The organism is Sphaerisporangium dianthi, from assembly GCF_042654065.1.
Taxonomy (GTDB): Bacteria; Actinomycetota; Actinomycetes; order Streptosporangiales; family Streptosporangiaceae; genus Sphaerisporangium; species Sphaerisporangium dianthi.
Map to the genome: position 1 here is coordinate 154761 of NZ_JBHSFP010000017.1, position 24495 is coordinate 179255.

At 73.3% G+C, this 24495-nt stretch carries 19 protein-coding genes; 6 read left to right on the forward strand and 13 right to left on the reverse strand.

The genetic code is table 11. From position 1 onward, the window contains the following. Nucleotides 1-77 precede the first annotated feature (77 nt). The 6 genes from ACFO60_RS23870 to ACFO60_RS23895 all read right to left on the reverse strand — a co-directional run bounded on the left by ACFO60_RS23870 (nt 78) and on the right by ACFO60_RS23895 (nt 10168). Nucleotides 78-2789, reverse strand: coding sequence for an FtsX-like permease family protein (locus ACFO60_RS23870; RefSeq protein WP_380843608.1), 2712 nt, complete (start codon nt 2787-2789; stop codon nt 78-80). Nucleotides 2790-2956: 167 nt separating this feature from the next. Next, nucleotides 2957-6202 carry an FtsX-like permease family protein gene (locus tag ACFO60_RS23875; RefSeq protein WP_380843609.1) on the reverse strand — a complete coding sequence of 1082 codons (3246 nt, stop codon included), beginning with the start codon at nt 6200-6202 and terminating at the stop codon, nt 2957-2959. 16 nt (nt 6203-6218) lie between these two features. Continuing rightward, on the reverse strand, nt 6219-7142 hold the full coding sequence (locus ACFO60_RS23880) for an ABC transporter ATP-binding protein (protein ID WP_380843610.1): 924 nt from the start codon (nt 7140-7142) through the stop codon (nt 6219-6221). A gap of 100 nt (nt 7143-7242) precedes the next feature. Then, nucleotides 7243-8175 (reverse strand): ABC transporter ATP-binding protein, encoded by a 933-nt coding sequence (locus ACFO60_RS23885; protein WP_380843611.1) that lies wholly within the window; start codon nt 8173-8175, stop codon nt 7243-7245. Nucleotides 8176-8294: 119 nt separating this feature from the next. Next, the gene (locus ACFO60_RS23890; RefSeq protein ID WP_380843612.1) at nt 8295-9353 is read right to left on the reverse strand and encodes a methyltransferase; all 1059 of its coding nucleotides are present in this window, start codon (nt 9351-9353) and stop codon (nt 8295-8297) included. Nucleotides 9354-9490: 137 nt separating this feature from the next. Continuing rightward, nucleotides 9491-10168: a type 1 periplasmic-binding domain-containing protein gene (locus ACFO60_RS23895; protein WP_380843613.1), complete on the reverse strand. Its 678-nt coding sequence runs from the start codon at nt 10166-10168 to the stop codon at nt 9491-9493. 174 nt (nt 10169-10342) lie between these two features. Between ACFO60_RS23895 and ACFO60_RS23900 the strand changes: the two genes are divergently transcribed. The 3 genes from ACFO60_RS23900 (at nt 10343) to ACFO60_RS23910 (ending at nt 14509) form a co-directional block, all read left to right on the forward strand. Then, the gene (locus tag ACFO60_RS23900) at nt 10343-11554 is read left to right on the forward strand and encodes a HupE/UreJ family protein (protein ID WP_380843615.1); all 1212 of its coding nucleotides are present in this window, start codon (nt 10343-10345) and stop codon (nt 11552-11554) included. Nucleotides 11555-11672: 118 nt separating this feature from the next. Beyond that, on the forward strand, nt 11673-13310 hold the full coding sequence (locus tag ACFO60_RS23905; RefSeq protein WP_380843617.1) for a purple acid phosphatase family protein: 1638 nt from the start codon (nt 11673-11675) through the stop codon (nt 13308-13310). A 146-nt stretch (nt 13311-13456) separates the two neighbouring features. Further along, the gene (locus ACFO60_RS23910; protein WP_380843619.1) at nt 13457-14509 is read left to right on the forward strand and encodes a WxL protein peptidoglycan domain-containing protein; all 1053 of its coding nucleotides are present in this window, start codon (nt 13457-13459) and stop codon (nt 14507-14509) included. Here ACFO60_RS23910 and ACFO60_RS23915 read toward each other — a convergent pair. Both ACFO60_RS23915 and ACFO60_RS23920 read right to left on the reverse strand, forming a co-directional pair. After that, nucleotides 14471-15214: a class I SAM-dependent DNA methyltransferase gene (locus tag ACFO60_RS23915; RefSeq protein ID WP_380843621.1), complete on the reverse strand. Its 744-nt coding sequence runs from the start codon at nt 15212-15214 to the stop codon at nt 14471-14473. The two genes, ACFO60_RS23910 and ACFO60_RS23915, sit on opposite strands and share 39 nt — an antisense overlap. Nucleotides 15215-15307: 93 nt before the next feature. Next, the gene (locus ACFO60_RS23920; protein ID WP_380843623.1) at nt 15308-15682 is read right to left on the reverse strand and encodes a hypothetical protein; all 375 of its coding nucleotides are present in this window, start codon (nt 15680-15682) and stop codon (nt 15308-15310) included. A gap of 267 nt (nt 15683-15949) precedes the next feature. On the opposite strand from ACFO60_RS23920, the gene ACFO60_RS23925 reads away from it, so the two are divergent. The 3 genes from ACFO60_RS23925 (at nt 15950) to ACFO60_RS23935 (ending at nt 19516) form a co-directional block, all read left to right on the forward strand. Next, nucleotides 15950-16621 (forward strand): response regulator transcription factor, encoded by a 672-nt coding sequence (locus tag ACFO60_RS23925; protein WP_380843625.1) that lies wholly within the window; start codon nt 15950-15952, stop codon nt 16619-16621. Further along, on the forward strand, nt 16614-18671 hold the full coding sequence (locus ACFO60_RS23930; protein WP_380843627.1) for a sensor histidine kinase: 2058 nt from the start codon (nt 16614-16616) through the stop codon (nt 18669-18671). Before ACFO60_RS23925 ends, ACFO60_RS23930 begins: the two co-directional genes overlap by 8 nt. Before the next feature lie 137 nt (nt 18672-18808). Further along, on the forward strand, nt 18809-19516 hold the full coding sequence (locus ACFO60_RS23935; RefSeq protein ID WP_380843629.1) for an AbfB domain-containing protein: 708 nt from the start codon (nt 18809-18811) through the stop codon (nt 19514-19516). Between the two features lie 11 nt (nt 19517-19527). On the opposite strand, the gene ACFO60_RS23940 is transcribed toward ACFO60_RS23935, so the two are convergent. The 5 genes from ACFO60_RS23940 to ACFO60_RS23960 all read right to left on the reverse strand — a co-directional run bounded on the left by ACFO60_RS23940 (nt 19528) and on the right by ACFO60_RS23960 (nt 24135). Continuing rightward, nucleotides 19528-20460, reverse strand: coding sequence for a MerR family transcriptional regulator (locus tag ACFO60_RS23940; RefSeq protein ID WP_380843631.1), 933 nt, complete (start codon nt 20458-20460; stop codon nt 19528-19530). Between the two features lie 207 nt (nt 20461-20667). Continuing rightward, entirely contained in the window at nt 20668-21312 is a 645-nt protein-coding gene (locus ACFO60_RS23945) for a response regulator (protein ID WP_380843657.1), read from the reverse strand. Nucleotides 21313-21314: 2 nt separating this feature from the next. Continuing rightward, nucleotides 21315-22586 carry a sensor histidine kinase gene (locus tag ACFO60_RS23950; RefSeq protein WP_380843633.1) on the reverse strand — a complete coding sequence of 424 codons (1272 nt, stop codon included), beginning with the start codon at nt 22584-22586 and terminating at the stop codon, nt 21315-21317. After that, nucleotides 22580-23302 (reverse strand): ABC transporter permease, encoded by a 723-nt coding sequence (locus tag ACFO60_RS23955; RefSeq protein ID WP_380843635.1) that lies wholly within the window; start codon nt 23300-23302, stop codon nt 22580-22582. The genes ACFO60_RS23950 and ACFO60_RS23955 overlap by 7 nt, the downstream gene beginning before the upstream one ends. Before the next feature lie 116 nt (nt 23303-23418). Then, nucleotides 23419-24135, reverse strand: coding sequence for an ABC transporter ATP-binding protein (locus tag ACFO60_RS23960; RefSeq protein ID WP_380843637.1), 717 nt, complete (start codon nt 24133-24135; stop codon nt 23419-23421). Between the last annotated feature and the right edge of the window lie 360 nt (nt 24136-24495).

Below are 24495 nucleotides of genomic sequence, written 5' to 3' on the forward strand. Positions count from 1 at the left end.
CGAGGCGGTGGGTGCAGGCTCGCCGCGTACCGAGGCTCGCAGGCCGGTGCGGCCGGCCCTCCTGAGGGTCGGTGCGGCTAGCTCTCGCCCGCGCGCAGTACCTCGCTCAGCCGGCGGCGGCGCCGCAGCGCCGACTCGATGGGCACCAGGGCGGCGACCGTCGCCGGCAGCGCGACGGTGACCAGGCCGAGTCGCCACCATGGCAGCACCAGGGCCGGGTCGGCGGCCTGTCCGGTGAGCAGGCGCAGCGCGAGGGAGTCGAGCGACAGGCGGGCGAGGAGCACGCCGAGCAGTGGGCCGCCGACGGCGGCGACCAGCACCGGCGGCAGCAGTTCCCCCGCGGTGACCCAGCGGGTGTCCCGAGGCCGGAGGCCGAGGGTGCGCAGCCGGGTCAGGGTCTGCCACCGCTCGGGCGCGCTCGCGGCCGCGCCGAGAGCGAGCCCCAGCAGTCCGAGGGCCACCAGGGTCGCGGTCGAGGCCCAGGCCAACCGCAGCAGTCCCGAGGTCAGCGGCGCCGCGCCGCTCGCGCGCAGCACGTCCTCGCGGATCACGGCCTCCGCGGCGGCGGCGCCCGAGGTGGCCGCGGTGGCCGCGCGCGCCGCTCCGGGGCCGGTCACCCACAGCGTGTTCTGGGCGGCCGGCATGCCGGCGGCGGCCATGGCCGCGGCGTCCACGAGGACGACGTCCTCGGCGTCTCCGATGGCCGGGGCCGTGCCGACGACGGTGAGCCGGATGGGCGGGGCGCCGTCCCGGAGCAGCTGCAGCCGCACGCCGGGCCGCAGGTCGCCGGCGGCCGAGCGCACCAGTGCGGGGACGTCGCCGTGACCGGCCGCGGCGAGCCGGGTGAGCGCCGGCGCGTCCGGCAGCGGCGTGGAGGTCAGCAGCCGCCGGTACGCGGCCGCGTCCACGATCACCAGGCGTGGATTGACGACCAGAGAGTCGGCGACGACGCGCGCTCTGTCGGTCACCTGCGCGGGGACGACCTGCCGCACTCCCGGCGCGGCGGCGACGCGCTTGGCGAGAGCCGACGTGGAGGACGCGGCGGTGGGGAGGACGTCGAGGCGGGCGTCGGCCCCGACGGTGCGCCATGCGCCGTCCGTCAGGCCCTGGCCGGCGGTGGCGTCGAGGGTGAGCGCGAACGACGCCAGAGCGGCGGAGGTCACCAGTACCAGAAGCGGCAGCACGCGCGTGGACGTCTCCGCCGCACGCGCGGTTCCGAACACGGCCAGCGGGCGGCGCGAGCGCAGAACCTGCTTCAACGCGAGACGCGTCCCGGCGGGCAGGAGGCGCAGCAGGACGAGCGCGCCGGCGAGAACGCCGAGGGCGGGCGCGCCGGCGGGCAGCGCCCCGCCGCCGTCCGGCCCCAACCCCGGCAGTGACCCCGGACCGGCCGTGTCGCCGGAGGAGCCGGCCGGGAGGATCCCGCGCTGACGCAGCGCGACCAGGGCGACGACCGCGGCGATCAGGACCGCGGCCTCGAGGGTGACGCGGCGCAGCCGGCCGGTGAGAAGGATCTGGCGGCGCGCGGACCGGTTGGCCGGGACGCGCCGGTCGCGGGTGGCGCGGGCGGCGGTGAGCGTGCCGAACGCCGGGCCGGCGGCGGCAGCGGCGAGGACCACCGGGAACACCCACTGCCACGAGGCGCCCGGGGCGAGCGCGCGGGCCAGTGCGAGCCCGAGCGCGGCGGCTGCCAGCGCCACCGCGGCGGACTCGAGCAGCAGCTCGGCGCCGAGGTCGGGAAGGGCCGCCCCTCGTTGCCGGGCAGCGGCCAGCGCGGGGGCGCGCCGGCGGACCAGCAGGTCGGCGGCGAGCAGCAGGACCAGGACCGCGACGACCAGGACGCTGGTGAGCAGCACCGATGCCTGCGCGGACGCGGCGCCGACCTGGCCACGGACCTCCCGCAGCACGCCATCGAGCCGCGTTTCCCACCTCAGCGAACCGTCGGAGGCGCCGGAGGAGCCGGAGGTCGCCTTGAGGGTGACCACCCTCGCGGTGATCGCCTGGGCGGAGTCCCAGGTGAGCCTGTCCGCATTGGGGGTGAACGAGATGGTTCTCCCAAGCTGATCCTGGTCGAAGGCCAGGCGGGCGTCCGGAAGGGAGTCAGGTGACAGCAGGCCGCCGAGCCGGGTGCTGCCCACGCCGTCCACGCCGGAGATGGGACGCAACACCCACGGGGCGAGGCGCCAGGCGGGATCGGCGCCGTCCGCCGCCCGGAAGATGCCACTGACCTGGACGTTCTTGATGTTTCCCTGGTCGTCCGTGAGGGGGATGCGAGCGCCGGGGCGCAGGCCGAGGGCCTCGGCGTCCGCTTCCGACAGGCCAACCTGCACCTGCCACGCCGGCCCTCCATCGGGAACCTGGATGCCGCCGTCCTGCGGGGCGACGGCGGATCCGGGCGGGTTGCCCGCGATCCAGGTCACGCGTGGCCCGCCGTCGGCCGCGAGATAGGTGAGCTGGAAGGTGCGCAGCACGCTGCCATCGGTGATCTTGAGGGTGGGGCTGGTGACGGTGGCGACGGGGGGATGCACCACGGCACGCAGGCCGGGGCCGAGTTCGTCCGTGACCCTGGTGCGCAGGTCGTCGACGTCCTCGGCGAGGCGGGGAGCGCGGACGCGGCCACCGTAGGGCCCGTCGTCGCGTTCCAGACCGGCGTGGACCAGGACGTCGGCGTCACCGCCCGCGCGGCGTACCGCGTCGTGGACGGCGTCGTCGGCGGTGACGCGCAGCAACGGCGGCACGGCGCCGGCGAGCAGGGTGACGACCGCGACGACGGCGGCGGCCAGCAGCAAAGGGCCGGCATCGGCGGCGGCGCGGCCGCGGATGCTGGGCCAGTGCAGGGCGGGCGGCCACCAGCGGAGGGGCGCTTGACGTCGCCCCGGCGCTTGCCCGGGCGCCGGCCGCCACCGTTGGCCGAGCGCTCGCCAGCGGTCGATCGCCCGAAGGGCCGTGCGCCGGCTCACGAGGCCACCCGCAGGTGCGCGGCGTCGGCGCGGCGGGCCTGGACGGTGACGACGACGGTGACGGCGAGCGTGCACCCGGCCAGCAGTAGGGCGAGCAGAGCGGCCTCGGTGGCCCATGGCCAGACGGGCAGGGCGGCCGGGACGGGCGCGGCGCCGGTGTCGGAGCGGACGAGCAGGGGCGCGACGAGGCGGGTGGCGAGCGCGCCGACGGCCGCGCCCGCCGCGATCAGGGGCACCAGGATGCCGGCGTGCTGGCCGAGCAGCACGTTGCGGATCTCGCGTCTGGTCATCCCCAGGCCCCGGAGCCGCGCGACTTCAAGGGCGCGGATCTGCAGGTCGAAGGTGACGTGCAGGACGACACCGGCGAGCAGCAGCAGGGCGGCGGCCGGGACGAGCAGCCGGAGCGCGGCCGGCAGCCCAGCGCGCAGGGGGCCGCCGGTGAGGCGGGCGGTCTCGGCGGCCCGGGTGGTGACCGTGCCGAGGTGGAGGGCGGTGGCGCGCGCCGCCGCGTCGGCGTGGGTGGGGTTCCCGACCCACCAGGCGTCCACGAGGGACTCCAGGTGGCCGTTGACGACGAGGGCGCGGGAGAGGGCGTCCAGGTCGGCCAGGACGGCCGCGGCGCCCGGGGCGGACGGGACGGTGGGCAGCATCTCGGTCACCCTCACCGGGACGGACGCGGTGCCGAGGGTGAGGTTGAGCCGGGCGCCGCGCCGGGTTCCGGTCTCGCCGGCGAAGCGTGCCGAGACGGCGACGGGCACCGGTCCGGGGACGGGGAAGGCGGTGGCGACGAGGGTCAGGGCGGCGCCCCCGGAGCCCCTGAGCTCGACGGACGTCGTCATCCGCAGCTCGGCGCCCGCGGAGGTGCCGCTGAGAACGACGGCCGGATCGGCGAGTTTGCCGGGGGCAGGAGCGGCGGAGGTGGCGGTCCAGGGCGACCCGGGCGCCGCCCCCGCGGAGACGGACGCCCCCGGCACCGTGAGCGTGACCGCGACCCGGAGGCCGTCCGCGCCGGCCTGCGGCGCGGCGAGGGCGGAGCCGGTGCCGGCGTTCGCCGGCGCGGTCTCGTCGATCGTGAAAGGGAGGGACACCGCGACCAGCCGCAGTCCTTCGGCCGTCACGCACGCGGGCAGAGGGTGCGCCCTGCCGTCGAGCGGCACCGGCGCGCCGGTGCAGGGGGTCCGCAGGCCCGTGGCGTCCTGCAGCAGTAGCTGGGGGGTCACGGCGAGCGGGGTGCCGCCGCTGGTCTTCCCGGTCATGGTGAGCGCCGCGCCTGCCGGGACGGCGAGACCGACCGCCCGCGCCTGCGGCGCGAGGGCGGCGCCCACGCCCGTCCAGCCGCGGTCGCCGTCCAGCCGGCCGCGCAGCAGCGTGCCGGCGCGGGTGGTGTCGACGGCGACGAGCCGTGGCGTGTCGCCGCCGTTGCCGAGCCACTGCCCGACCGCGACGCCGCGGTCGGTGGCCGGGCTCGCCGATCCGCCGGTGGCCGCGTGGACCGCCGCACCTTGCCCGGGGGTCGGCGGGGTGGCGAGGGTGAGGGCGAGGTCGGTGCCGACGGACAGGTCGGCCTGGTCGCGCTGCGAGTCCTGCCATGTGGCGCCGAAACCGGTTCCGAACGTGCCCGCCGCACAGGCCAGGCCGATCAGCAGACCCGCGGCGATCGCCTGCGGCCGGCGGGCGGCTTCGAACGCGGCCAGCGGGAGCACCAGCCCGCGGGCGCGGCGCGCCAGCCGGTCGGCGCCGCGGAGCGCGGGCGGCACCAGGCGCAGCGCCAGCGCGGCGCCCGCGGTGAGGAGCAGCGCGGGAGCCAGTACGCGGACGGCGTCGGCGCGGGCGGTGGACCCGGCGGGCTGGGCGTACAGCTGCCACCAGCCGGCGGCGGCGAAGGCCACGAGCAGCAGGTCGGCGCCGGATCGGGCCAGCAGCTCGCGCCGGTGGCGACGCTCGCCGGCCGCGGCGGCGGGCCGCAGCGCGAGGACGACGAGCACCGCCGCGAGCGCCAGGGCGCCGCCGGCGACGGCGATCACCTGGACGCCGGTCACCGCCGGATGGGCGGTGAGCCCGGCTCCCGCCAGTGGCGGCAGACGGGTCAGGCCGGCATGCAGGGCCGACGAGGCGGGGATCGAGAGCACGGTGGCGAGGACGGCGAGCGCGCCGGCCTCGGCGGTCGCGACGATCGCGAGCTGGCCGCGGCTGGTGCCCAGAGCGGACAGCAGCGCGGTCTCGCCGGCGCGCACGCCGGTGGTGAGCCGGCCGGCGAGGGCGAGGGCCGTCGCGGTCAGGACGATGCCGAGGACGGCGACGGTGAGCACGACGGCGGCGGTGACCTGCTGCTGGTCACGGGCGGCCAGCAGAGTGGACGGCAGCCGGGTGACGACGCGCTCGACCTGCACGCGGTCGCCGAGGGTGCGTGCCAGCCGGCGGTCGGCGCCGAGCACGGCCCCGGCGACGGCGTCGAGGTCGCGCAGGGCGGGGGTGGAGAGGTCGGGATGGGCGGTGACCTCCAGCCGGTCGATCGTGGAGCCGCCGGTGAGCAGGTCGGCGAGGTCGACGAGGAAAGGCCCGTAGGCGTGCACCGGCTGCGGCGAGCGTCCGTCGCGGTAGGCGAAGTCGTAGCCGGCGGCGGCGAGGGGGTCGCGGTCCCAGCCGGTGCCCGGTGACGGGCGGACGACGCCGACGACGGTCACCTCGGCCGCCGGGGCGGAATCAATGGACAGCTCCGTGCCGAGGTGGACGCGGCTGCCGAGGGTGAGGCCGAGCAGCCGAGCGGTGGGCTCGAGCACGACGGCCTCCAGCGGAGCGGCGGGCCGCGCGGAGCCGGTCGCGGCCCGTGGCCAGCGTCCGGCGGTCAACCGGGCGCGGGCCGGAAGGTCCTCCACGGCCGACAGGTAGGCCTCGGCCGGGACGCCGGCCTCCCCGGCGCGCGTCCCGGGCAGCCGCCGCATCAGCGACGACACGCGTGTGGACGTCGTCGCGGCGAACGGGGCGAGCGTCGAGGCCAGCACGGTGCGGGTGTCGTCGGCGACGGATCGCACGTCCGGGCCGCGGACGGTGACGGCGTAGGCGGTGACCTCGACCTCGCCGGGGGCGGCCTGGGACGCGGCGGCCTCCAGCGCCTGCTCGGCGGTGCGGGTGATGAGGAGGGCGCAGGCGCCCAGCAGAGTGGGGCCGACCATGACGACCGTCAGCAGGGCCGCCAGCAGTGGCCACTGTGCGCGGGCGCGGCGGGCGAGCAGTCTCAGCACGGGCCGCGCCGGACCGTCACGAGATCTCCCGGCCGTCGAGCCGCCCGTTCGACCGCTCGTCGATCTGCCTGCCGGGCCGCCCATCGGACCGCTCATGCGATCGCTCGCCGGGCTGCCCATCGGACCGCTCGCCGGATCGTTCACCAGAGGATCGTTCACCGGGCTGCCCGCCGGACCGCCCGTCGGGCTGCTCGTCGGGCTGCCCATCGGGCTGCTCGCCGGATCGCTCGTCGGGCTGCCCATCGGGCCGCGCGTCGATCCGCCCGTCGCTGATGCGGATGACCCGGTCCGCCAGCGCGATCATCACCGGGTCGTGCGTGGACACCAGCGCCGTGACCCCCTCGGACTCCACCACTCCGCGCAGCAGCGCCATCACCGACAGACCGGTCTCGGCGTCCAGCTGCCCGGTGGGTTCGTCGGCGATGAGCAGCCGGGGAGAGGCGGCCAAGGCCCGGGCGATCGCCACCCGCTGCTGCTGGCCGCCGGACAGCTCGCCCGGGCGCTGCTCGGCGTGGTCGGCCAGGCCCACCAGTTCCAGCAACAGCTCGACGCGGCGCTCGCGCTCCTGCGTCGCGACGCGGGCCAGCCGTAACGGGGCGCCGACGTTCTCCGCTGCCGACAGCACCGGGATCAGGCCGAACGTCTGGAACACGTAGGAGACCTTGTCGCGCCGCAGCCGGGACAGGCCGTCCTCGTCGAGGGCGGTGACGTCGGTGCCGTCGACGTGGACGCTGCCGGCGTCCGGGCGGTCGAGGCCGCCGATGATGTTGAGCAGGGTGGTCTTGCCGGAGCCGGACCGGCCGACGATGGCGACCATGGTGCCGGCGGCGACGTCGAACGACGCGTCGCGCAAGGCGTGCACGGCGGTCGGCCCGGTGCCGAAGCGCCGGTGGACGCCGCGAACGGCGAGCAGTGGCCCGCCGGTCGCACCGGCGCTCACGCGTGCGGGGTCACGATCGGGGTGGCCCGGGTTCATGTGCGCCCACCGAGGTCTGGAAGTCCGGCTTCGTGTGCCCCCGCCGAGATCCGGAAGTCCGGCCTCATGCGTCCCCGTCGAGGTCGGGGCGGATCGTGACGTGGTCGGCCTCCAGCGCCAGCCGGACGCGCCTGGTCAGCGCCAGCGCCTCGCGGTAGTCGCGCGGGACCTGGACCCGCCCCGCGCGGTCCATCACGGCGTACTCCTCGGCGATCACGTGGGTGCCGCCGTCGGCCGCGGTGGCGGTGCGGCGTACCACCTCGCTGCTGGTGCGCCCGTCGCGGATCGCCACCGTCCGCTCGACCTGGCCGCTGACCTCGGGGTCGTGGGTCACGACGACGACGGTGACACCGAGTTGCCGGTTGACGTCCCGCAACGCCGAGAAGACCTCCGCGGAGGTGGCGGTGTCCAGCTCGCCGGTCGGCTCGTCGGCCAGCAGGACGTGGGGCTCGTTGGCGAGGGCCACCGCGATGGCGACCCGCATCTGCTGCCCGCCGGACAGCTGCGCGGGACGCCGGTCGGCGCACTGGGCGACACCGAGGGCGCCCAGCAACTCGGCGGCGCGGGCGCGGCGGTCGCGGGCCGGTGTGCGGGCGGCCGTCATCGGCAGGTCGACCATCTGCCGCGAGGTCAGGTAGGGGACGAGGTTGCTCGCCGTCTGCTGCCGTACGTATCCGACGGTGTGCCGGCGGTAATGCACGCGGTCGGCGCGGGACATGGTGAGCAGGTTCCACCGGTCGACGCGCGCCCGCCCGGCGGTGGGGGCGTCGATGCCGGCGAGTATGGACAGCAGCGTCGACTTGCCCGAGCCGGACGCCCCGACGACGGCGATCATCTCGCCGCTGTTCACGACGAGGTCCAGCCCTTGCAGCGCCTGCACCTCGACCGACCCGGACTGGTAGATACGCACCAGGCTCTCGCAGGCGATCAGCGCGTCGTGCCCGAACTCCGGCGTCTTCTGCGAGGGCTGAGGCAGAGACAGCGGCGTGGTGGACATCCCCCTCCTCCGGCCCGCGTCGCGCCGACCTCGGGCCAGACTCTATAGCCGCCCCGCGGCGGCGGCCAATGCCCTTTCGGCGGCGCCGGTACCGATCGGCCGGTCGCCCGGGCGCTGCGTCAGGGGCCAAGCGGGGTGCAGTCGAGGATGAGGTGCCCGAGCGCGGTGCTGTGAACGGCGGCGACGTCGAGCCCGGCCCGGGCGGCGAGGGCGGCGTAGTCCTCGGCGGTGCGCTCGCGGCCGCCGCTGAGCACGAGCATGCGCAGGTTCATCTCGGCGAACATGGCCGGGTCGTCACCGGCTCCGCGTGACTCGATCATCACCACCCGTCCGTGCCGCCCGGCCGCGTCGGCGCACCGCCGCAGGATCAGCCGGGCGTCGTCGTCGCCCCAGTCGTGCACCACCCGCCTGAGCACGTACACGTCGCCCCCGGCGGGCAGCGGGTCGAAGAAACTCTGGCCGGCGAACTCGCAGCGCGTGTCCAGCCCCCGCTCGGCCAGGTACCGCCGGCCTCGTTCCACCGTTTCCGGCAGATCGACGAGCGTGGCCCGGATGCCGGGGTTGGCGCGCAGCACTTCGGCGAGCAGGACGCCGGTGCCACCGCCGACGTCGACCACGTGCCGCGCGCCTGACCAGTCGTACCCCGTGGCCGCGTCGGCTACGTAGTCGGCCCCGACGGCCATGGTCGCGTCGAACGACGCGCTCATCTGCGGGTTCGCGGCGAGATAGTCCCAGAACGGGGCGCCGAAGACGGTCTCCCACGCCGGTCGCCCGGTGCGGACGGTGTGCAGCAGACCGGTGAACGCCACGTCCATCTGCCCGCCGAACCCGCCGAGGTCGAGCCACACCCGCATCCCGGAAGGGTGGCCGGACGCCAGCAGCGCGGCGGGCCCGTTGACCGCGAACCTGCCCGGCTCCGGTTCGGTGAAGACACCCCGGCAGGCCAGGTGACGCAGCAGCCGGCCCAGCGCGTCGGCGTCGGCGCCGGAGCGGCGCGCCAGTTCTTCGACGGGCACGGTGTCGCCGCCCATCAGATCGGTCAGCCCCAGCGAGGCCGCGACCCGCACGGCCATCGGCGTGACGAGGTCCGTCACGGGTGCCAGCACCGCCCACGCCGCTTCCCACGCCGATGGCCGGCCTTGCTCGTCGTGATGCTCTTCGGCGCTGGTCACGGCCACGACCGTCCCCTCTCGCGGGATCAAGGCTTGCCTGCCGAAAGCTAGCATCCGATCCATCCGCCCGGTCTTGGACGAATGGGAGGCATCCCCGGGTCCGCGCCGTCAGCGCGGAGGCGCCTGGACGGCCGTGGCGGGGACTAGTCGAGCCAGATCACGAAGCCGGTCAGCCCGTTGAGCACGGCCGCGACGCCGGCCCGGACGGCGCGTCCGGCGCGCTCGGGGGTGAAGGTGGCGGCATCGTAGGTCGAGGACATGCCGAGGCCCTCGCCGCGGAACGACGCGCCGGTCCAGTCGGCGGCGGTGACGTTCGCCGTGGGCTCGGCCAGTTCGGCGCCTACCACGAGGAACTGCTGGTCGAGATGGTTGGCGGTGACCAGGGCCAGGGGGTCGACGAGGTCGTTGCCGGCGCTGATGACGAGGTCGGGCCCCAGTTCGATCGCCTGGCCGATGCGTGCGATGAACTGGTCCGGCCGCGTGGCGGTGACGGTCTTGAGGCTGACGTGCTCCTCCTCGGCCCACTTCGTCACGGCGTTCACGAGCGTTTTCGTCTGAGGGTCGTCCCCCGCGGTGAGCAGCACGACGCGGTAGCCCTCCGGCGGCCGGCCCTCGTCCCAGGAGCCGGGGCGCGGCGTGATCGTGGACTCCGGGGCCGGTGGCGCGGCCGCGTCGAGGAACCCCGGGCCGAGGGTGCCGGCGGCGGTGGGCTTGGCGTGCGGCCGTGACCAGTCGTCGCCGGAGCCGCATCCGCTGACCAGTACGGCGGTCGCGACCGCCACGGCCAGCATGCCGGCGGGCAGTAGCCGAGAGCGGCGCATAGAGATCGTCCTTCAGGGGTGACGGGAGCTGCGCGTACTTCCTACCTTATTGCGCGCCTTATTCCTCTATGAGCGATATTTCCGCCGTGTCGGGTTCGCCGTGGGTTTGCGCGAGAGCCGCCGTTCGTTCATCTGAGCCGAGCAGATTGCGTGCGCCAACCGTAGAGGAGTCACATGTTCACCGCCGCTCGGCGTCGTGCCTGTGCCGTCGTCGCCGCCGCGGCCGCGGCCGTCCTGCTCAGCGCCCTGCCTGCTTTCGCCCACGGGTTCACCTCGACCGTGTACGCCGATCTCACCTCGCCCGGGGCCGGGCAGGTCCGCTCGGAACTCGGGCTGGAGTACGACCTGCTCGTCGTCTCGGCCGCCGACGCCGAGAAGGACGACGCGCTCTTCCGGGCGGGCACCGCGGCGTTCGAGGCGGGCGACGCGGCGGCGCAGGCCGCCGCGCTCGACGCCCACGCCGGCTCGGTGGTCGCGTACGTGACCGAGCGCTTCGGCGTCTCGGCCGAGGGCAAGGCGTGCACCCCCGTCCGGGACGGCGGCTTCAGGATCGAGCAACGCGAGGGCGTCCCGTACGCGCTGCTGGCTCTCGACTACCGGTGCCCGGAGTCGCCCGAGGCGCACGAGGTGCGCGGTGGGTTGTTCCCGGACTCCGAGGGCTATGTGCGCGACAGCAAGACGGTGGTGACCTATGACCTCGACCTGACGTCCGGAAGCGCCGCCCTCGACGCCCGGCATCGGTCGTTCTCCACGCAGCAGTCCTGGGCCGAGCGGTTCTGGGAGTTCTTCCGGCTCGGAGCCGAGCACCTGCTGTCCGGGCTCGACCACATCCTGTTCCTTCTCGCGCTGATCGCGGGGTCCCGCCGCCTGCGCGAGATCGTGCTGGCGGCGACGACCTTCACGCTGGCCCACTCGGTGACCTTCATCTTCGCCGCCCTCGGCCTCGTGCGGGTGCCCGCGTCGTTCGTCGAGCCGGTCATCGCCCTGTCGATCGCGGTGGTCGCGGGCTGGCACCTGTGGCGGATCGGGCGACGCCGATCGCACGCCACGGATCTGGAGACGGCCGGTCACGGTCACCTCAGCCTGGACCGTGCGGGATGGACGCGGCTCGCGGTGGTCTTCTGCTTCGGTCTCGTGCACGGACTCGGCTTCGCCGCGGCGCTGGGGATCGACCAGGCCTGGTCATGGCGGGTCCTTTGGTCGCTGCTCGTCTTCAACGTGGGCATCGAGGTCGTCCAGCTGGCGCTCATCATGGCCGTCTTCCCGCTGCTCGCCCTGCTGCGCCGCCGCAGGCCGGTCGCGGGGCTGTGGACGACCGGGGCGATCGCGGCGGGTGTGTCCGTGATGGGCCTGGTGTGGTTCGTGCAGCGGATTCTCGGCATCTGAGACCGCGTCACAACTTCCGGCAAGCGCAACAGAGCGCCCGTTCCGCGTTCACCTCGCGGACATCAACCTTCGAAACCGTGACAAAGCTCTACAACACCCTCAAATGGACGGAAACTCGATGAAGTTCGACAACCGGGCACAAATTCCCGGGCGTGTCCGTCGCCGGCTGGCCGTGGGCGCCACGGCGGCGGTCATGGGCGTCACCGCGGTTCTGGGCGGCAGCCTGGCGACCGCGGCTCACGCCGACGCCACTGCGCCGCTCACCGGCATCATCCTCGGCGTGGGCGCCAACGAGTCGCAGCGCGTCGTGTCCTGGTACTCCTCGGTCGGCACCGCGCAGGTGGTCCAGGTCGCGCCGACCTCCGAGATCCACAAGGGCCAGTTCCCCAAGCACGCCGTGACCTTCCCGGCCGCGGTCGCCGCGAACGTCGTGAACGGTGGCTACAACGGCCACGCCACGGTCGACGGCCTGAAGCAGAACACCGCGTACTCCTACCGCGTCGGCGTCCAGGGCAACTGGTCCCCGACGTACTCCTTCAGGACCCAGAAGTTCAAGGGCGACTTCGACTTCCTGTTCTTCGGCGACCCGCAGATCGGCTCGTCCGGCGACCTGGCGAAGGACGGCGCCGGGTGGCAGGACACCCTGAACGTCGCCCTCGCCGCCAACCCGAAGGCCGAACTGCTGGTCTCGGGCGGCGACCAGGTCGAGTCCGCCAACACCGAGACGCACTGGAACGCGTTCCTCGCGCCCGACAAGCTGCGCCAGTACCCGTGGGCCGCCACCATCGGCAACCACGACGTCGGCGGCAAGGCGTACGAGCAGCACTTCTGGACGCCGAACACCGACCGTTCCGCGCCGTACTACAACGGCGACGCGACCACCCGGTCGGGCGGTGACTACTGGTACATCTACAAGGGTGTGCTGTTCATCGACCTCAACAGCAACGCCTACGCCGCCGGCTCCGACGCGGCGCACATCAGCTACGTCACCAACGTGATCAAGTCGCACGGCGGCGAGGCCAAGTACACGGTGCTCGTCTACCACCACTCGATCTACTCGCCGGCCTCCCACGCGAACGACGGCGACAACCAGCAGCGCCGTAAGGACTTCCCGACCGCCTTCTCGAACCTCGGCGTCGACCTGGTCCTGCAGGGTCACGACCACAGCTACTCCCGCAGCTACGTGATCAAGAACGGCCAGAAGTCGAACCAGAACGAGAAGCCCGGCGCCGCCGAGGTGGCGCAGGGTCCGGGCGGCGTCATCTACGTGACGGCGAACTCCGCGTCGGGGTCGAAGTACTACGACATCACCGCTCCCGACACGACCAAGGACCCGAACTACGGTCCCGACCCGCTGAACCCCAACAGCCACTGGGCCAACTCGGTCGAGAACCAGGAGCACGTCCGTACCTATGTGAAGGTCCAGGTGCGCGGCGACAAGCTCGTCGTCGAGAACCTTCGCAGCGGCACCTGCGCCGCCCCCAACGCCGCGGTGGAGCTGGGCCAGGAGTCGTGGTGCGGCCCGAAGAGCGGCGCCGGCCCCGCGCAGCCGGTCGGGTCCAAGGTCGACAAGGTGGTGATCCACCTGTACGACGGCGGCGACGACCACGGCCACGGTGACCACGGCCACGGTGACCACGGCCACGGTGACGACGACCACGGCCACGGCCACGATGACCATGGCCACGGCAATGGTCACGGCAAAGAGACCGACGATGTCAGCCCGGTCTCGGCCGAGGCCGCCTGGCTTCAGTAGACGGCACAGGGCGGCGCCGGGGACGCTCACGCTCACCCCGCTGAGCTGATCCGGCCCGCTCATCCGGCGGGGTGGGCGCCTGCAGGGCGCCCACCCCGCGGAACGTCTTCCATCCCGCCACTCCCACACCGCCCGAGGATCACCAGATGCGCCCGCCCACACCGCGTACGACCACAGCATGCGGAGCCCTCGCCCAGGCCACTGTCGTGGTGCTGCTCGCCGCGCTCGGGCTCCTCGGAACGGGGGCCGCACCCGCCGCGGCGGCGGACGGCGACGCCTCATGGGCGGTCAGAACGGCCTCCGGCGACTACGGGTCCGACCGGCAGAACTACGGCTACACCCTCGGGCCGGGCGGACAGGTCAAGGACGGTCTCGTGGTCGTCAACCAGGGCGGCACGCCGCTCCACCTGGACGTCTACGCCGCCGACGCGTTCACCGCCGAGGGAGGCCGGCTCGATCTGGTCGCCAAGGACGCGAAGTCGACGAAGGTGGGTGCGTGGGTGCGCATCGGCCGGCCCGACGTGACGGTCCGGCCCGGCGAATCGGCCGAGGTGCCGTTCACGCTCACGCTTCCCGCCGACGCCGTGCCCGGTGAATACATGGGCGGCATCGTCACCTCGCCGGCGCGGAACGGAGAGGCGGACGGGATCGACGCCGGTCGGCGTCTCGGCATCAGGATCCGTCTGCGCGTCGGTGGAGAGCTCAAGCCCCGCCTGTCGGTGGAGGAGCCGCGCGTGCGCTACTCGGGCGGGCTCAACCCGTTCGGGAAGGGCGACGCCACCGTCACGTACACGATCCGCAATACGGGCAACACCATCCTCACCGCCCGCCAGGCGGTGTCCCTGTCCGGCCCCTTCGGACGCCTGGGCGTCCGCGCGGGGCAGGTCGACGACTCGCCCCGCCTGCTTCCGGGCGACACCTGGAAGGTCTCCGTGCCGGTGCGCGGGGTGGCTCCCGCGGTGAGGTTGACGGGAACGGTCACCCTCGTCCCGCTGCTCACCGACGCGGCGAACTCGGTCGCTCCGCTCGCCGCCGTCGAGGCCACAGCGAACGCCTGGGCCATCCCCTGGACGCTGCTGTTGCCGCTCCTCGTCGTCCTCTGCGGGCTCGTCGTCGCGGGTCTGGCATTCCGGCGGCGCCGCCGCCAGGCCCGGGCGGCCCTATCGGTCCCGCGGGATGCGGTAGACGGACACGTGTGAACGCGTGTCCGCGGTGAAGTCGGCTCCGGCCCAGTCCCCGTGCCTGGACTCCAGCTCAAACCCGGCCAGCTGTGCCATGAGGTCGAGTTCGGACGGCCAGATGTAGCGGTGCGGGCTGCGGGACAGCCGAGCCTGCCTGCCCTCGTCGAAGGTGAAGTGGTGCGACACCACGTGCTGGCGCAGGACGTCGTAGGTGTCCAAGCCGATGTAGCCGGGCTCGGAGCACCACACCATGGCCTGCTGGCCCGGTGGGAGCTTGCGCAGCTCGGGTACCCAGAGCTCGATCACGAACCGGCCGCCGGGAGTGAGGTGGCGGGCGGCGTTGCGGAAGCACGCGACCTGCTCGGCCTGGGTGAGCAGGTTCGAGATCGTGTTGTAGACCAGGTACACGAGCGTGTACTCCCCCGGCGCGGTGGCGGTCGCCATGTCGCCGACGATCACCGGGAGCGTCGCTTCGTCCACTTTCGCGCGCAGCCGGTCCAGCATCGCAGGTGACAACTCGATGCCGGTGACGGGCACCCCCCGCTCGGCGAGCGGGACGGCCACGCGGCCGGTGCCGATGGCGAACTCCAGGGCACGTCCGTCCCCCGCGAGCGCGGCGAGGCGCTCCACGGCCGGCTCCAGGACTTCGGGCGCGAACATGCCCTGGCCCGGCGTGTCATAGCGCTGAGCGGTCTCGGCGTCCCAGATCTCGTTCTGTCGCATGCCGCCAACGATCATCGTGGGGCATGCGGTTGTCCACCGATTTTCACCCGGCCGCGTGCGCGCGTGCCCCGCCGCGCGCCGGTACGGAGGCGGTCATCGCGCCGGCCTCCATGCCATGAGCAGGAGCAGGGCGACGACGAAGGACAGGACGATCCCGGACGCGGCGGCCACGACCCACCCGGCCGGGACGCCGGGCACGAAGAAGGCCGGGAGCCCGGTCAGCGCTGACAGCACGCGCGTCACGATCACGACCGTCCGCGCCCATGCCGCACCGCGCCAGGCGAAGGGCACGGCCGTGCACGTCAGCAGCGCGACCACGATGACGGCGAGAGGCATGACGGGACCGTCGGCGAACTGCCGCACCGACACGACGACGTCGCCGAGGGCGAGGACCGACGCCAGGACGAGCCCGGCGCGGAGGGGAACGGGGGAGCGGCGCGTGCTCGCGCCGGAGGCGGCGGTGGACATTGTGGTATCTCCTCATCTGGGGCCACGGCGGCGACCGATGCCGTCACGCCGGACGCGGTGGTGCTCGGTGTCGCCGTGCGCCGGAGGCGGCGCCGACAGATGCGGCCTCGCTGAGTGCGGATGTGATCGAATGCCACTTTCGGGCGGCCGGCGGCCAGGACGCATGAGGTGGCGCCCTCGTAGGTGGCGCGCGGGCCGGGAGATCGTCCCGGTCCGGGTAGGGCCAGGCCCCCAGACGGCCCGCAGGAACGCGCTCATAATCGGACCATGTCCTGCGAAGAGGCACAGGGAAGCGCGCCGATCCGGGTGCTGCTCGCCGACGACCACCCGGTCGTGCGGCGCGGACTCGCGGCGCTGCTCGGCACCCTCGCCGGCATGGAGGTCGTGGCGCAGGCGGGCACCGGCGAGGAGGCCCTGCGCGAGGTGGCGCTGAACCGTCCCGATGTCGCCGTCATGGATCTGCGCATGCCGTCGCTCGACGGCGTGGAGGCGACCCGCAGGATCGTCCGCGACCATCCCGGCACGGCCGTGCTCGTGCTGACCATGTTCCACGAGGACGCCCTGGTCGCCGAGGCCCTCCGGGCCGGCGCCCGCGGCTACCTGCTGAAGGTGGCGGAGCAGGACGAGATCGAGCGGGCCATCCGTGCGGTGGCGGCGGGGGATGTGATCTTCAGCGGGGCCGTAGCCGAACGGGTGCTCGGGCAGGTGACCGCGGGGGAACGCGCAGCTCCTCCGCTGCCGCAGCTGTCACCCCGTGAGCGTGAGGTGCTCGATCTGATGGCGACGGGCGCGACGAACGGCGCGATCGCCCACCGGCTGGGCCTGGCGCACAAGACGGTCGGCAACCACATCTCGGCGATCTTCTTCAAACTGGGCGTGGCGACGCGCGGCGAGGCCATCGTGATGGCGAGGGACTCCGGGCTCGGCCGCCGTGGCTGATCTCCTCGCGCCGGCTCCGGCGGGCGCGGAACGCTCCGGCCGCCGGTGGGTGATCGCCGCCGCCGTGCCGGGCACGGTGCTCGCCCTTGCGGCGATCGTGTTCGCCGTCGTCGCGGACGCCGGGTGGCGCACCTTCGTCGACTCCTACACCCTGACCAACCTCGTCATCGGGCTCGGGTTCCTCGCGCCGGGCGCCACGATCTCCTGGTTCCGCCCGCGCAACGTCATCGGGTCGCTGTTCCTCGTGTGCGGCCTCGGCCATCTGACGACCGCGGCGGCCACGATGATCATGCTGGTAGGCGACGGCGCGGGCTGGCCCGTCCCCCTCCTCCGCTCGCTGTCGACCTTGTCGACGGGAGCGTGGCAGGTCGGGATCATCTGGCTCTTCGGCGTGGCGCTCCTGCTCTTCCCCGACGGACGCCTGCCGTCGCGCCGCTGGCGGCCGCTGGTGTGGGTGATCATGGTGTGCGGCGCGTACCAACTGGTGACCGGAGTGCTCTCCGACGGCTCGGTGCTCGGAAGCTCGCCGGAGCTGTCGTCCATCCTGTCCGTCGGGCTGGTCGTACCGGCTCCGATCAACGACGCGGTGGGCCTGGCGGGCGCCGCGACCGAGCCTCTGGTGATCGCCTCCCTCGTGCTCCGGTACGTCCGAGGGGACGAGCGCACCCGGCGGCGGCTGCTCTGGCTCATCCTCGCCATGCTGGTCATGCTGGTCCTCAACGCGCAGCGCTGGGTCACCGGGGACGGTCCGATCCTGTTCCTGCTGACGTTCGCCCTCATCCCGATCGCGATAGGCATAGCGATCGTCAGGTACGAGCTGTTCGACATCCGGCTCGTCCTCTCCAGGGCCCTGCTGTACGGCATGGTCGTGTCGGTGGTCGTCGCGGTGTACGCCGGGCTCGTCGCCGGGTTCTCGCTGCTGGTTCCGCAGGACGCCGGGCGCGGGGTGGCGACCGCGGCGGCGATCTTCGTGGCGATCCTGTTCACACCGCTCCGCCTGCTGCTGCAGAGGGCGATCGACCGCGCGTTCTACGGCACACGGGCCGATCCGGCGCAGACGGCATGGCGGGTCGGCGAGCGGCTACGGCACGACGACGACCTGCCGGGCGTGCTGGAGCGAACCCGTACCGCCCTGCGCCTGCCCTGGATGATCCTCCGCCGGGAGCAGGACGGCGCGAGCCTGGCGACGGCCGGTGTCCCATCCGGCTGGGGCGGCTCCGTCGAGGTCGCCCTCGGCTACCGCGGCGACGTGGTGGGCACGCTCGTCGTCGGGCTGCGGCGCGGCGAGTCACACCTCCACGACGCCGACCGGCGTTCGCTCGACCTCATCGCGACTCCCCTCGCGGTGGCGCTGCACGCCACCACGTTGAGCGAGCAGGTGCGCCAGGCCCGCACCGCGACCGTCGAGGCGGGCGCCGCCGAACGCGTGCGGCTGCAGCGCGAGCTCCACGACGGCCTCGGCCCGAGCCTGACCAGCATCGCCTTCCGCGCCGACGCGGCCTCCAACCTGCTGCGCTCGGACGCCGGCCAGGCCGAACGCCTGCTCGGCGAGGTCCGAGCCGACCTGCGCGCCGCGATCGACTCCGTCCGCCGCGTGGTCTACGGCCTGCGTCCGATCGAACTGGACGACCTCGGGCTGGCCGCCGCGCTGACCCGGAAGGTGACGGGCCGGTCGGCCGAGGAGCGCAGGGGGATCGCGGTGGAGCTGGAACTGCCGCCCCGCCTGCCCGCATTATCCCCCGCGGTCGAGCTTGCCGCCTATCGCATCATCGACGAGGCGCTGACGAACGTGCTGCGCCACTCGCGGGAAACCCGCGCGGTGATCCGCATCCACGTGGACGCGGGCGGCGACCTGGCCATGACGATCGGTGACGACGGCGAGCCGCCGGCCGCCTGGCGGCCGGGCGTGGGCCTGCGCTCCATCTCCGATCGCGCCGAGGAACTGGGCGGGTCGGCCGACGCCGGGCCCACGGCCGGCGGCTGGACGGTCCGCGCACGGCTTCCCCTGCATCCCCATGCGCCGGCGCCTCGCGAGCTGCCGGCGCCCTGACGGCGGCCGGCCTCGATCTCCCGGGCTTCTGGGGGTCAGCACCGTATCGGGTTGGGTGCTGGCACTCATGACGGCGGGACGGCCGGACATTACCTTCGAGAGGCAATCAGGAAACGCCGATCGAAAGGGGGGTTCGCATGCTGTTCATGCGAACCGGGTTCGAAAAGGCGCCGGGGGCGGCTTCGACACGGAGCCGGAATCTGGCACGCGGAATATCGGGCCTGGCCACCGCGGCCGCACTCGTCTCCGCGGGCATGACGCCCGCGAACGGCTCCGTCTCTGCCCAGGAGAATGCGGACGCCTCCGTCTCGGCCGAGGCGAAATCGAGCGATTCCCGCGCGGCCGTGCCCCACATTTCCAGCAGAGGCCTGCTGGGCCCGGTCGACTACCCGGGTCTGTGCGTGCGGCACGCCTACTTCCAGGGCGAGCTCACCCGATGCCCTGGCCAGGCCTCCAGGGACACGCCGGACTTCTATTTCAGGGCGGTCCGGGTGCAGGGGAGCCCGGACCTCTACCGGCTGGCCGCGACGAACCGCAACCTGCCCGGTCATTACCTGCGTCACCAGAACTTCGCCATCGTGCTGTCGAAGACCCCGCAGAGGCCGAGCAAGGCCTATGACCTGTTCATGAGGGATTCCGCCTTCTATTTGCGGCCGGGCCTCAGCGGGGAAGGAATCTCCTTCGAATCGTTCAATTTCCCCGGCTGGTACATCAGGCACAGCGACTTCCGCCTCTGCATCGCAAAGAGCCGCGGCGCCGGCGACCGTCTTTTCCAGAAGGACGCCTCCTTCCGATCCTTCGTGATGAAGGACCACGGCTCCGATCTGGTGCCGGTGGACGAATAGCGGCCGGTTCCTCACCCGGACATGCGGGCGCACAGGGCCTGGACGGTCCAGCCGAGCGCCGGTGCGAGGCTCTGCGGCGCCGGCCACCCGTTGATCACCGCGAGCAGCCGGAGATACCGCTCTCTGCGAGGGGCGAGCGCGGTCTCCAGCCGCAGCAGCAGCCGGCGCCGCAACTCGGCATCGTCGGGGCGGCCCACCAGGCCGGCGTACTCGGCCACGATCGCCGCGACGACCGGGCCGGCCTCCGGCGAGACGGGGTCGATGCCGGCCTCCAGGGCGGGGACGGCCCGGTCGCGTGCGATCGCGGCGGCGTCACGGCGCGGGACGGTCGCGCCGCCCTCGACGCGGTCGGCCGCATGCTGCTCGGCCAGGCGCCGCATGTCGGCGCGGAAGCCCGGGTCCTGGGACAGTTCGGCCAGCTCCACCCACGCCTCCACCTGCCCGTCCTTCGGGTCGTCGGGCGGTTCGGGGGTCAGCGAGCGGGCGACGCCCAGGTACCCGGCGTCCAGGCCGCCGAAGGCGGAGTCGAGGAACTCGCCGATCATGCGCCGGCGTTCGTCCTTCGAGAGTTTGGCCAGTTCGTTCATCAGATCCATCTCCTCGGGGGTGGCTCCGCGCTCGGCCACCGCCCTCAGCACGGCGTGCCGCAGGCGCAGCGTGCGCATCTGCACCTCCAGGGCCGCGGCGTGCGCCGCGGCGACCTCGGGAAGCGAGATCTCCCGGTCCACGACCCTGCGGATCGTCGCGAGGTCCAGTCCCAGGTCGCGCAGCGTCCGGACGAGGTCCAGGCGGGCGGCGGCGTCGATGCCGTAGAGGCGGTAGCCGGCCGGGCTGCGGCCGGTGGGCGGCACGATCCCGCGGTCGGAGTAGAACCTGATGGCCTTGACCGTCAGCCCGGTCCGCCGTGCCAGGTCGCCGATCGTGTAGACCGCGTCGCCGTCCATGCCGTCAACTCTCGCGCCTCCTCCTACAGGAGACTCAAGCCGCCCCGCCCCGCTTCCCCCCGCCGCCGACCCCGTCCAACCCCCGCCCGTCCCGTCTCCGCCTGCCTCTGCCCTGCGTCGCCGCCTGCCTCTGCCCTGCGTCGCCGCCTGCCTCTGCCCTGCGTCGCCGCGTCCCCTGCCGGCGCGCGGACACGCGAACGGGGACGGTCAGGCGCCGGTGGCCGGTCCGAGCAGGCCGGTCTCGTAGGCCGTCGCGACCGCGGCGGCGCGGTCGTTGACCTCGAGTTTGGCGAAGACGTGCAGCAGATGGGTCTTCACCGTCGCCTCGGTGATGAACAGTTTCGCGGCGACCTCGCGGTTGGTGGCGCCGCGGGCGACGAGCCCGAGCACCTCCATCTCCCGGCGGCTCAGCGTCTGTGTCCGCTGTTCCGGCGCGCGGACCTTGGGCGCGAGCACTCCGGCCACGGAGGGGGACAGCACCGTCTCGCCGCGCGCGGCCGCCCGCACGGCCTGGCGCAGGTCGGCGCGCGGGGTGTCCTTCAGCAGGTAGCCGGTGGCGCCCTGCTCGATGGCGGGCAGGACGTCGGCGTCGTCGTCGAAGGTCGTCAGGACGAGCACGTTCACGCCGGGCGCCTGCTCGCGTAGCCGGCGGATGACCTCCGCCCCGCTCATCTTGGGCATCCGCAGGTCCAGGAGGACGACGTCCGGGCTGGTGCGCATGGCGACGGCGAGCGCCTCGGGTCCGTCGGCCGCCTCGCCCACGACCTCGAAGGAGTCGTCGCCGGTGAAGATCCCCCGCAACCCGTCGCGGACGACCGGATGGTCGTCAACGATGATCATGCGGATCGGCATGGTCATGACTCCTTCCCCACGTGGCCGCCGGGATCACCGTATTCGGCGTCAGCGGCGGACGAGGTGGCGGGGATGGCGGGGACGGTGGCGGAGATGCCCGTTCCCTGACCGGGAGCCGCCTCCAGCGCGAAGGTGCCGGCCAGCCGGGTGACCCGCTGGCGCATCGAGACGAGGCCGAAGCCGCCGCCGCCCGCGGAGCCCGCCGCCCCGGGGGAGAAGCCCGCCCCGTCGTCACGCACGTCCAGCACCACGACGTCCTCCATGTACGACAGTGTGAGGCCGGCCCGGCCGGCCGAGGCGTGCTTGGCGACATTGGCCAGCGCCTCCTGCGCCACGCGCAGCAAGGTGATCTCCACCTCCGCGTGCAGCGGCCGGGCGTCGCCGGTGACCGACACGGAGGCGGGGACCCCGGTGGTCCGCGACCATTTCGTGGCGACCTCGTGCAGGGCGGCGGGAAGCTGGGCCTCTTCCAGCGGCGCCGGGCGCAACGCCTGGACCGACCGGCGGGCTTCGTTCAGGCTGTCCCTGGCCAGGGTGCGCACCGTGTCCAGCCGGGCGCGGACGGCGTTCACGTCGTCGAGCGTCTCTTCGGTGGCCTCGATCTGGGTGATGATGGCGGTCAGCCCTTGGGCGATGGTGTCGTGGATCTCCCTGGCCATCCGCTGCCGCTCGCCGAGCACTCCGGCCTCGCGGGCGTGGTTCAGGAGCCGGGCCTGCAGTTCGGCGTTCTCCTCCGCGAGCGCGGTCAGCTTCGCGCCGGTCTCCCTCAGTTGGACGATCATCGTCTTGCGCTGCTCGTTCTGGTCGGTGATCGTCTGGACGGACAGGCCGATGGTCGAGGCGACGAGCGCCGCGACGAGGAAGGAGAACAGCAGTTCGCCGGTGCTCCGCCCTGCCGCGGGCCGGGCGGCGACCAGGACGGCGGCCGTCGCGGCCACTCCCGCGTACGCCCACCTGCGGGGCAGCAGGGTGTAGGACTGGACGAAGGCGCCGAGGCCCGTCACGATGAACAGCGAGTCGATCCTGATCAGCGCTCCGGTGACGGCGAGCGTCACGACGAAGTAGATGATCAGCCCTGCCGGCCGCTCCACGCGGCCGGGGTGCGCGGTGACCATGAACCAGTGCCAGATCGCGGCGAGCACGACCAGGCCCAGCACCTGTGGTCTCCAGTCGCTCACCAGCGCGAAGACCGCCGGCAGCAGGATGAACAGGTACGGCAGAGCGGGCCAGGAGCGATCCCATCGGGAGAGGACGGGGTCGGGGGCGTTCACCACCGCAGGACCCTGACGGCGGCGCCGCCGGCGATGATGCATATCGCCACCATGACGCCCAGGGTAAGCGGGGACATCCCGGCGCCGCTCCATCCGTCGCGTATCGCCTGGACCACGGGGGCCATCGGGGTCAGGTCGCCGATGGCGAGCATGGAACCCGACAGGGTCTCGCGGGGGATGACGGCGCCGGAGAGGAACGCCATCGGGAAGAAGAGGCCCAGTCCGACCACCGTGGCGGCGCGGCCGCTCGGGACGAGCGCGCCGACGAGCAGGCCGACGGCGCCGAGGCTCAGCGCGCCGAGCATCCACGCGAGCAGGACGCCCCCTGGGTCGCCCGGCGCCGTCAGCCCGTAGGCGGCCAGGCCGATGGCGATCAGCAGCGCCGTTCCGATCGCCGCGAGCAGCATGTGGGCGGCCCACTGGGCGCCGAATAACATGGCGGGCGAGACAGGGGTGGCGCGCAGCCGCTTCAGCACCTGGCGTTCCCGATACTGGGCCAGCGTCGCCGGGAGGACGACGAGTCCGACCAGGCCGATGACGAAACCGCTCAGCATCGGCACCGTGGCGTCGACGGCAGGCAGCCCGCCCGGCAGGGGCCTGCCGCTGCGCAACTTGATCCACAGCATGATGGCCGGGAAGGCCAGGGCGAAGAAGGCCGACATCGGGTCCCGCGTGATCAGCTTGAGTTCGACCGTGATGACCTGCGTGATGCCTTTCATGCCTGCACCCTTGCCTTTCCTGCCGCTGCCGGCTCTCGTACGGTTCGTGTCGTCCGTGCCGCTCGTGTTCTCCATGCCGCCGGCGTCCTTCGTGCGGCTCATGCCGTTCACGCCGTTCATGCCGCGCCGCCTGCGGTCAGCGCGAAGTACGCCTCTTCCAGCGAGTGGGACCGCCCCTTGGCGGTCAGCTCGCTCGGGGTGCCCATGGCGGTCACCCGGCCCCGGTTGATGATCGCGATGCGGTCGCACAGTGCCTCGGCCTCGTCCATGAAGTGGGTGACCAGGACGACGGTGACCCCGCGATCGCGCATGGCGCGGATCAGGCCCCAGGTCATGCGGCGGGCGGAGGGGTCCAGGCTCGTGGTGAGCTCGTCGAGGAAGACGACCTCAGGGTTGCCGACCAGGGCAAGGGCGATGAACAGCCGCTGCTTCCAGCCGCCGGACAGGCGCCCGTAGGCGGTGCGCTTCTTGGAGGTCAGTCCCCACTCGTCCATGAGGGCCCGCCAGTCGGCGGGGTCGTCGTAGAAGGAGGCGTACATCCTCAGCGCCTCGCCGACCGTGATCGCGTCGGGCAGGGCGGCCTCCTGCAACTGGGTGCCGATGCGCTGCAGCAGCTCGCGCCGGTCGGTGTGCGGGTCAAGGCCCAGCACTCGCACGGTGCCGCCGTCCGGCCGGCGCAGGCCCGACGCGCACTCCACCACCGTGGTCTTTCCCGCTCCGTTGGGGCCGGCGATTCCGAAGATCTCGCCCTTCCTCACCCGCAGGGACACGCCGTCCACGGCTGTGGCGGCTCTGTAGTTCTTGTGCAGGCCGTCGATCTCGATGACTGTCATGTATTGATGATCAGCGCTGGACGACGGCCCCGATATCCACCGAACGGTTGATGGGAGCCCCCCGCGGTTCCGCGAGCCGATCCCGGCCGATGCCGACGCCGACGCCGTAGGCGCCGACACGCCGCGGGACGCAGGGCGCGGGGCGCGGGCGGCGATGAAACCGGTCAGGAAGGCTTGCGTCCCCAGCACGGCGGCGCTGTGTTCGTCCTGGTGTGTGGCGTTTTGCACGCTCAGGGGTGAGTGTGCATTGCTACGCAGAACGAGCCCTTGCCCCACTCCTACTGTGAGCGACGTCGCCGGCGAGCGGCAACCCGAACCACCCGCCGGACGACCCGAAACACCCGGCCCCGAGCCGGAACC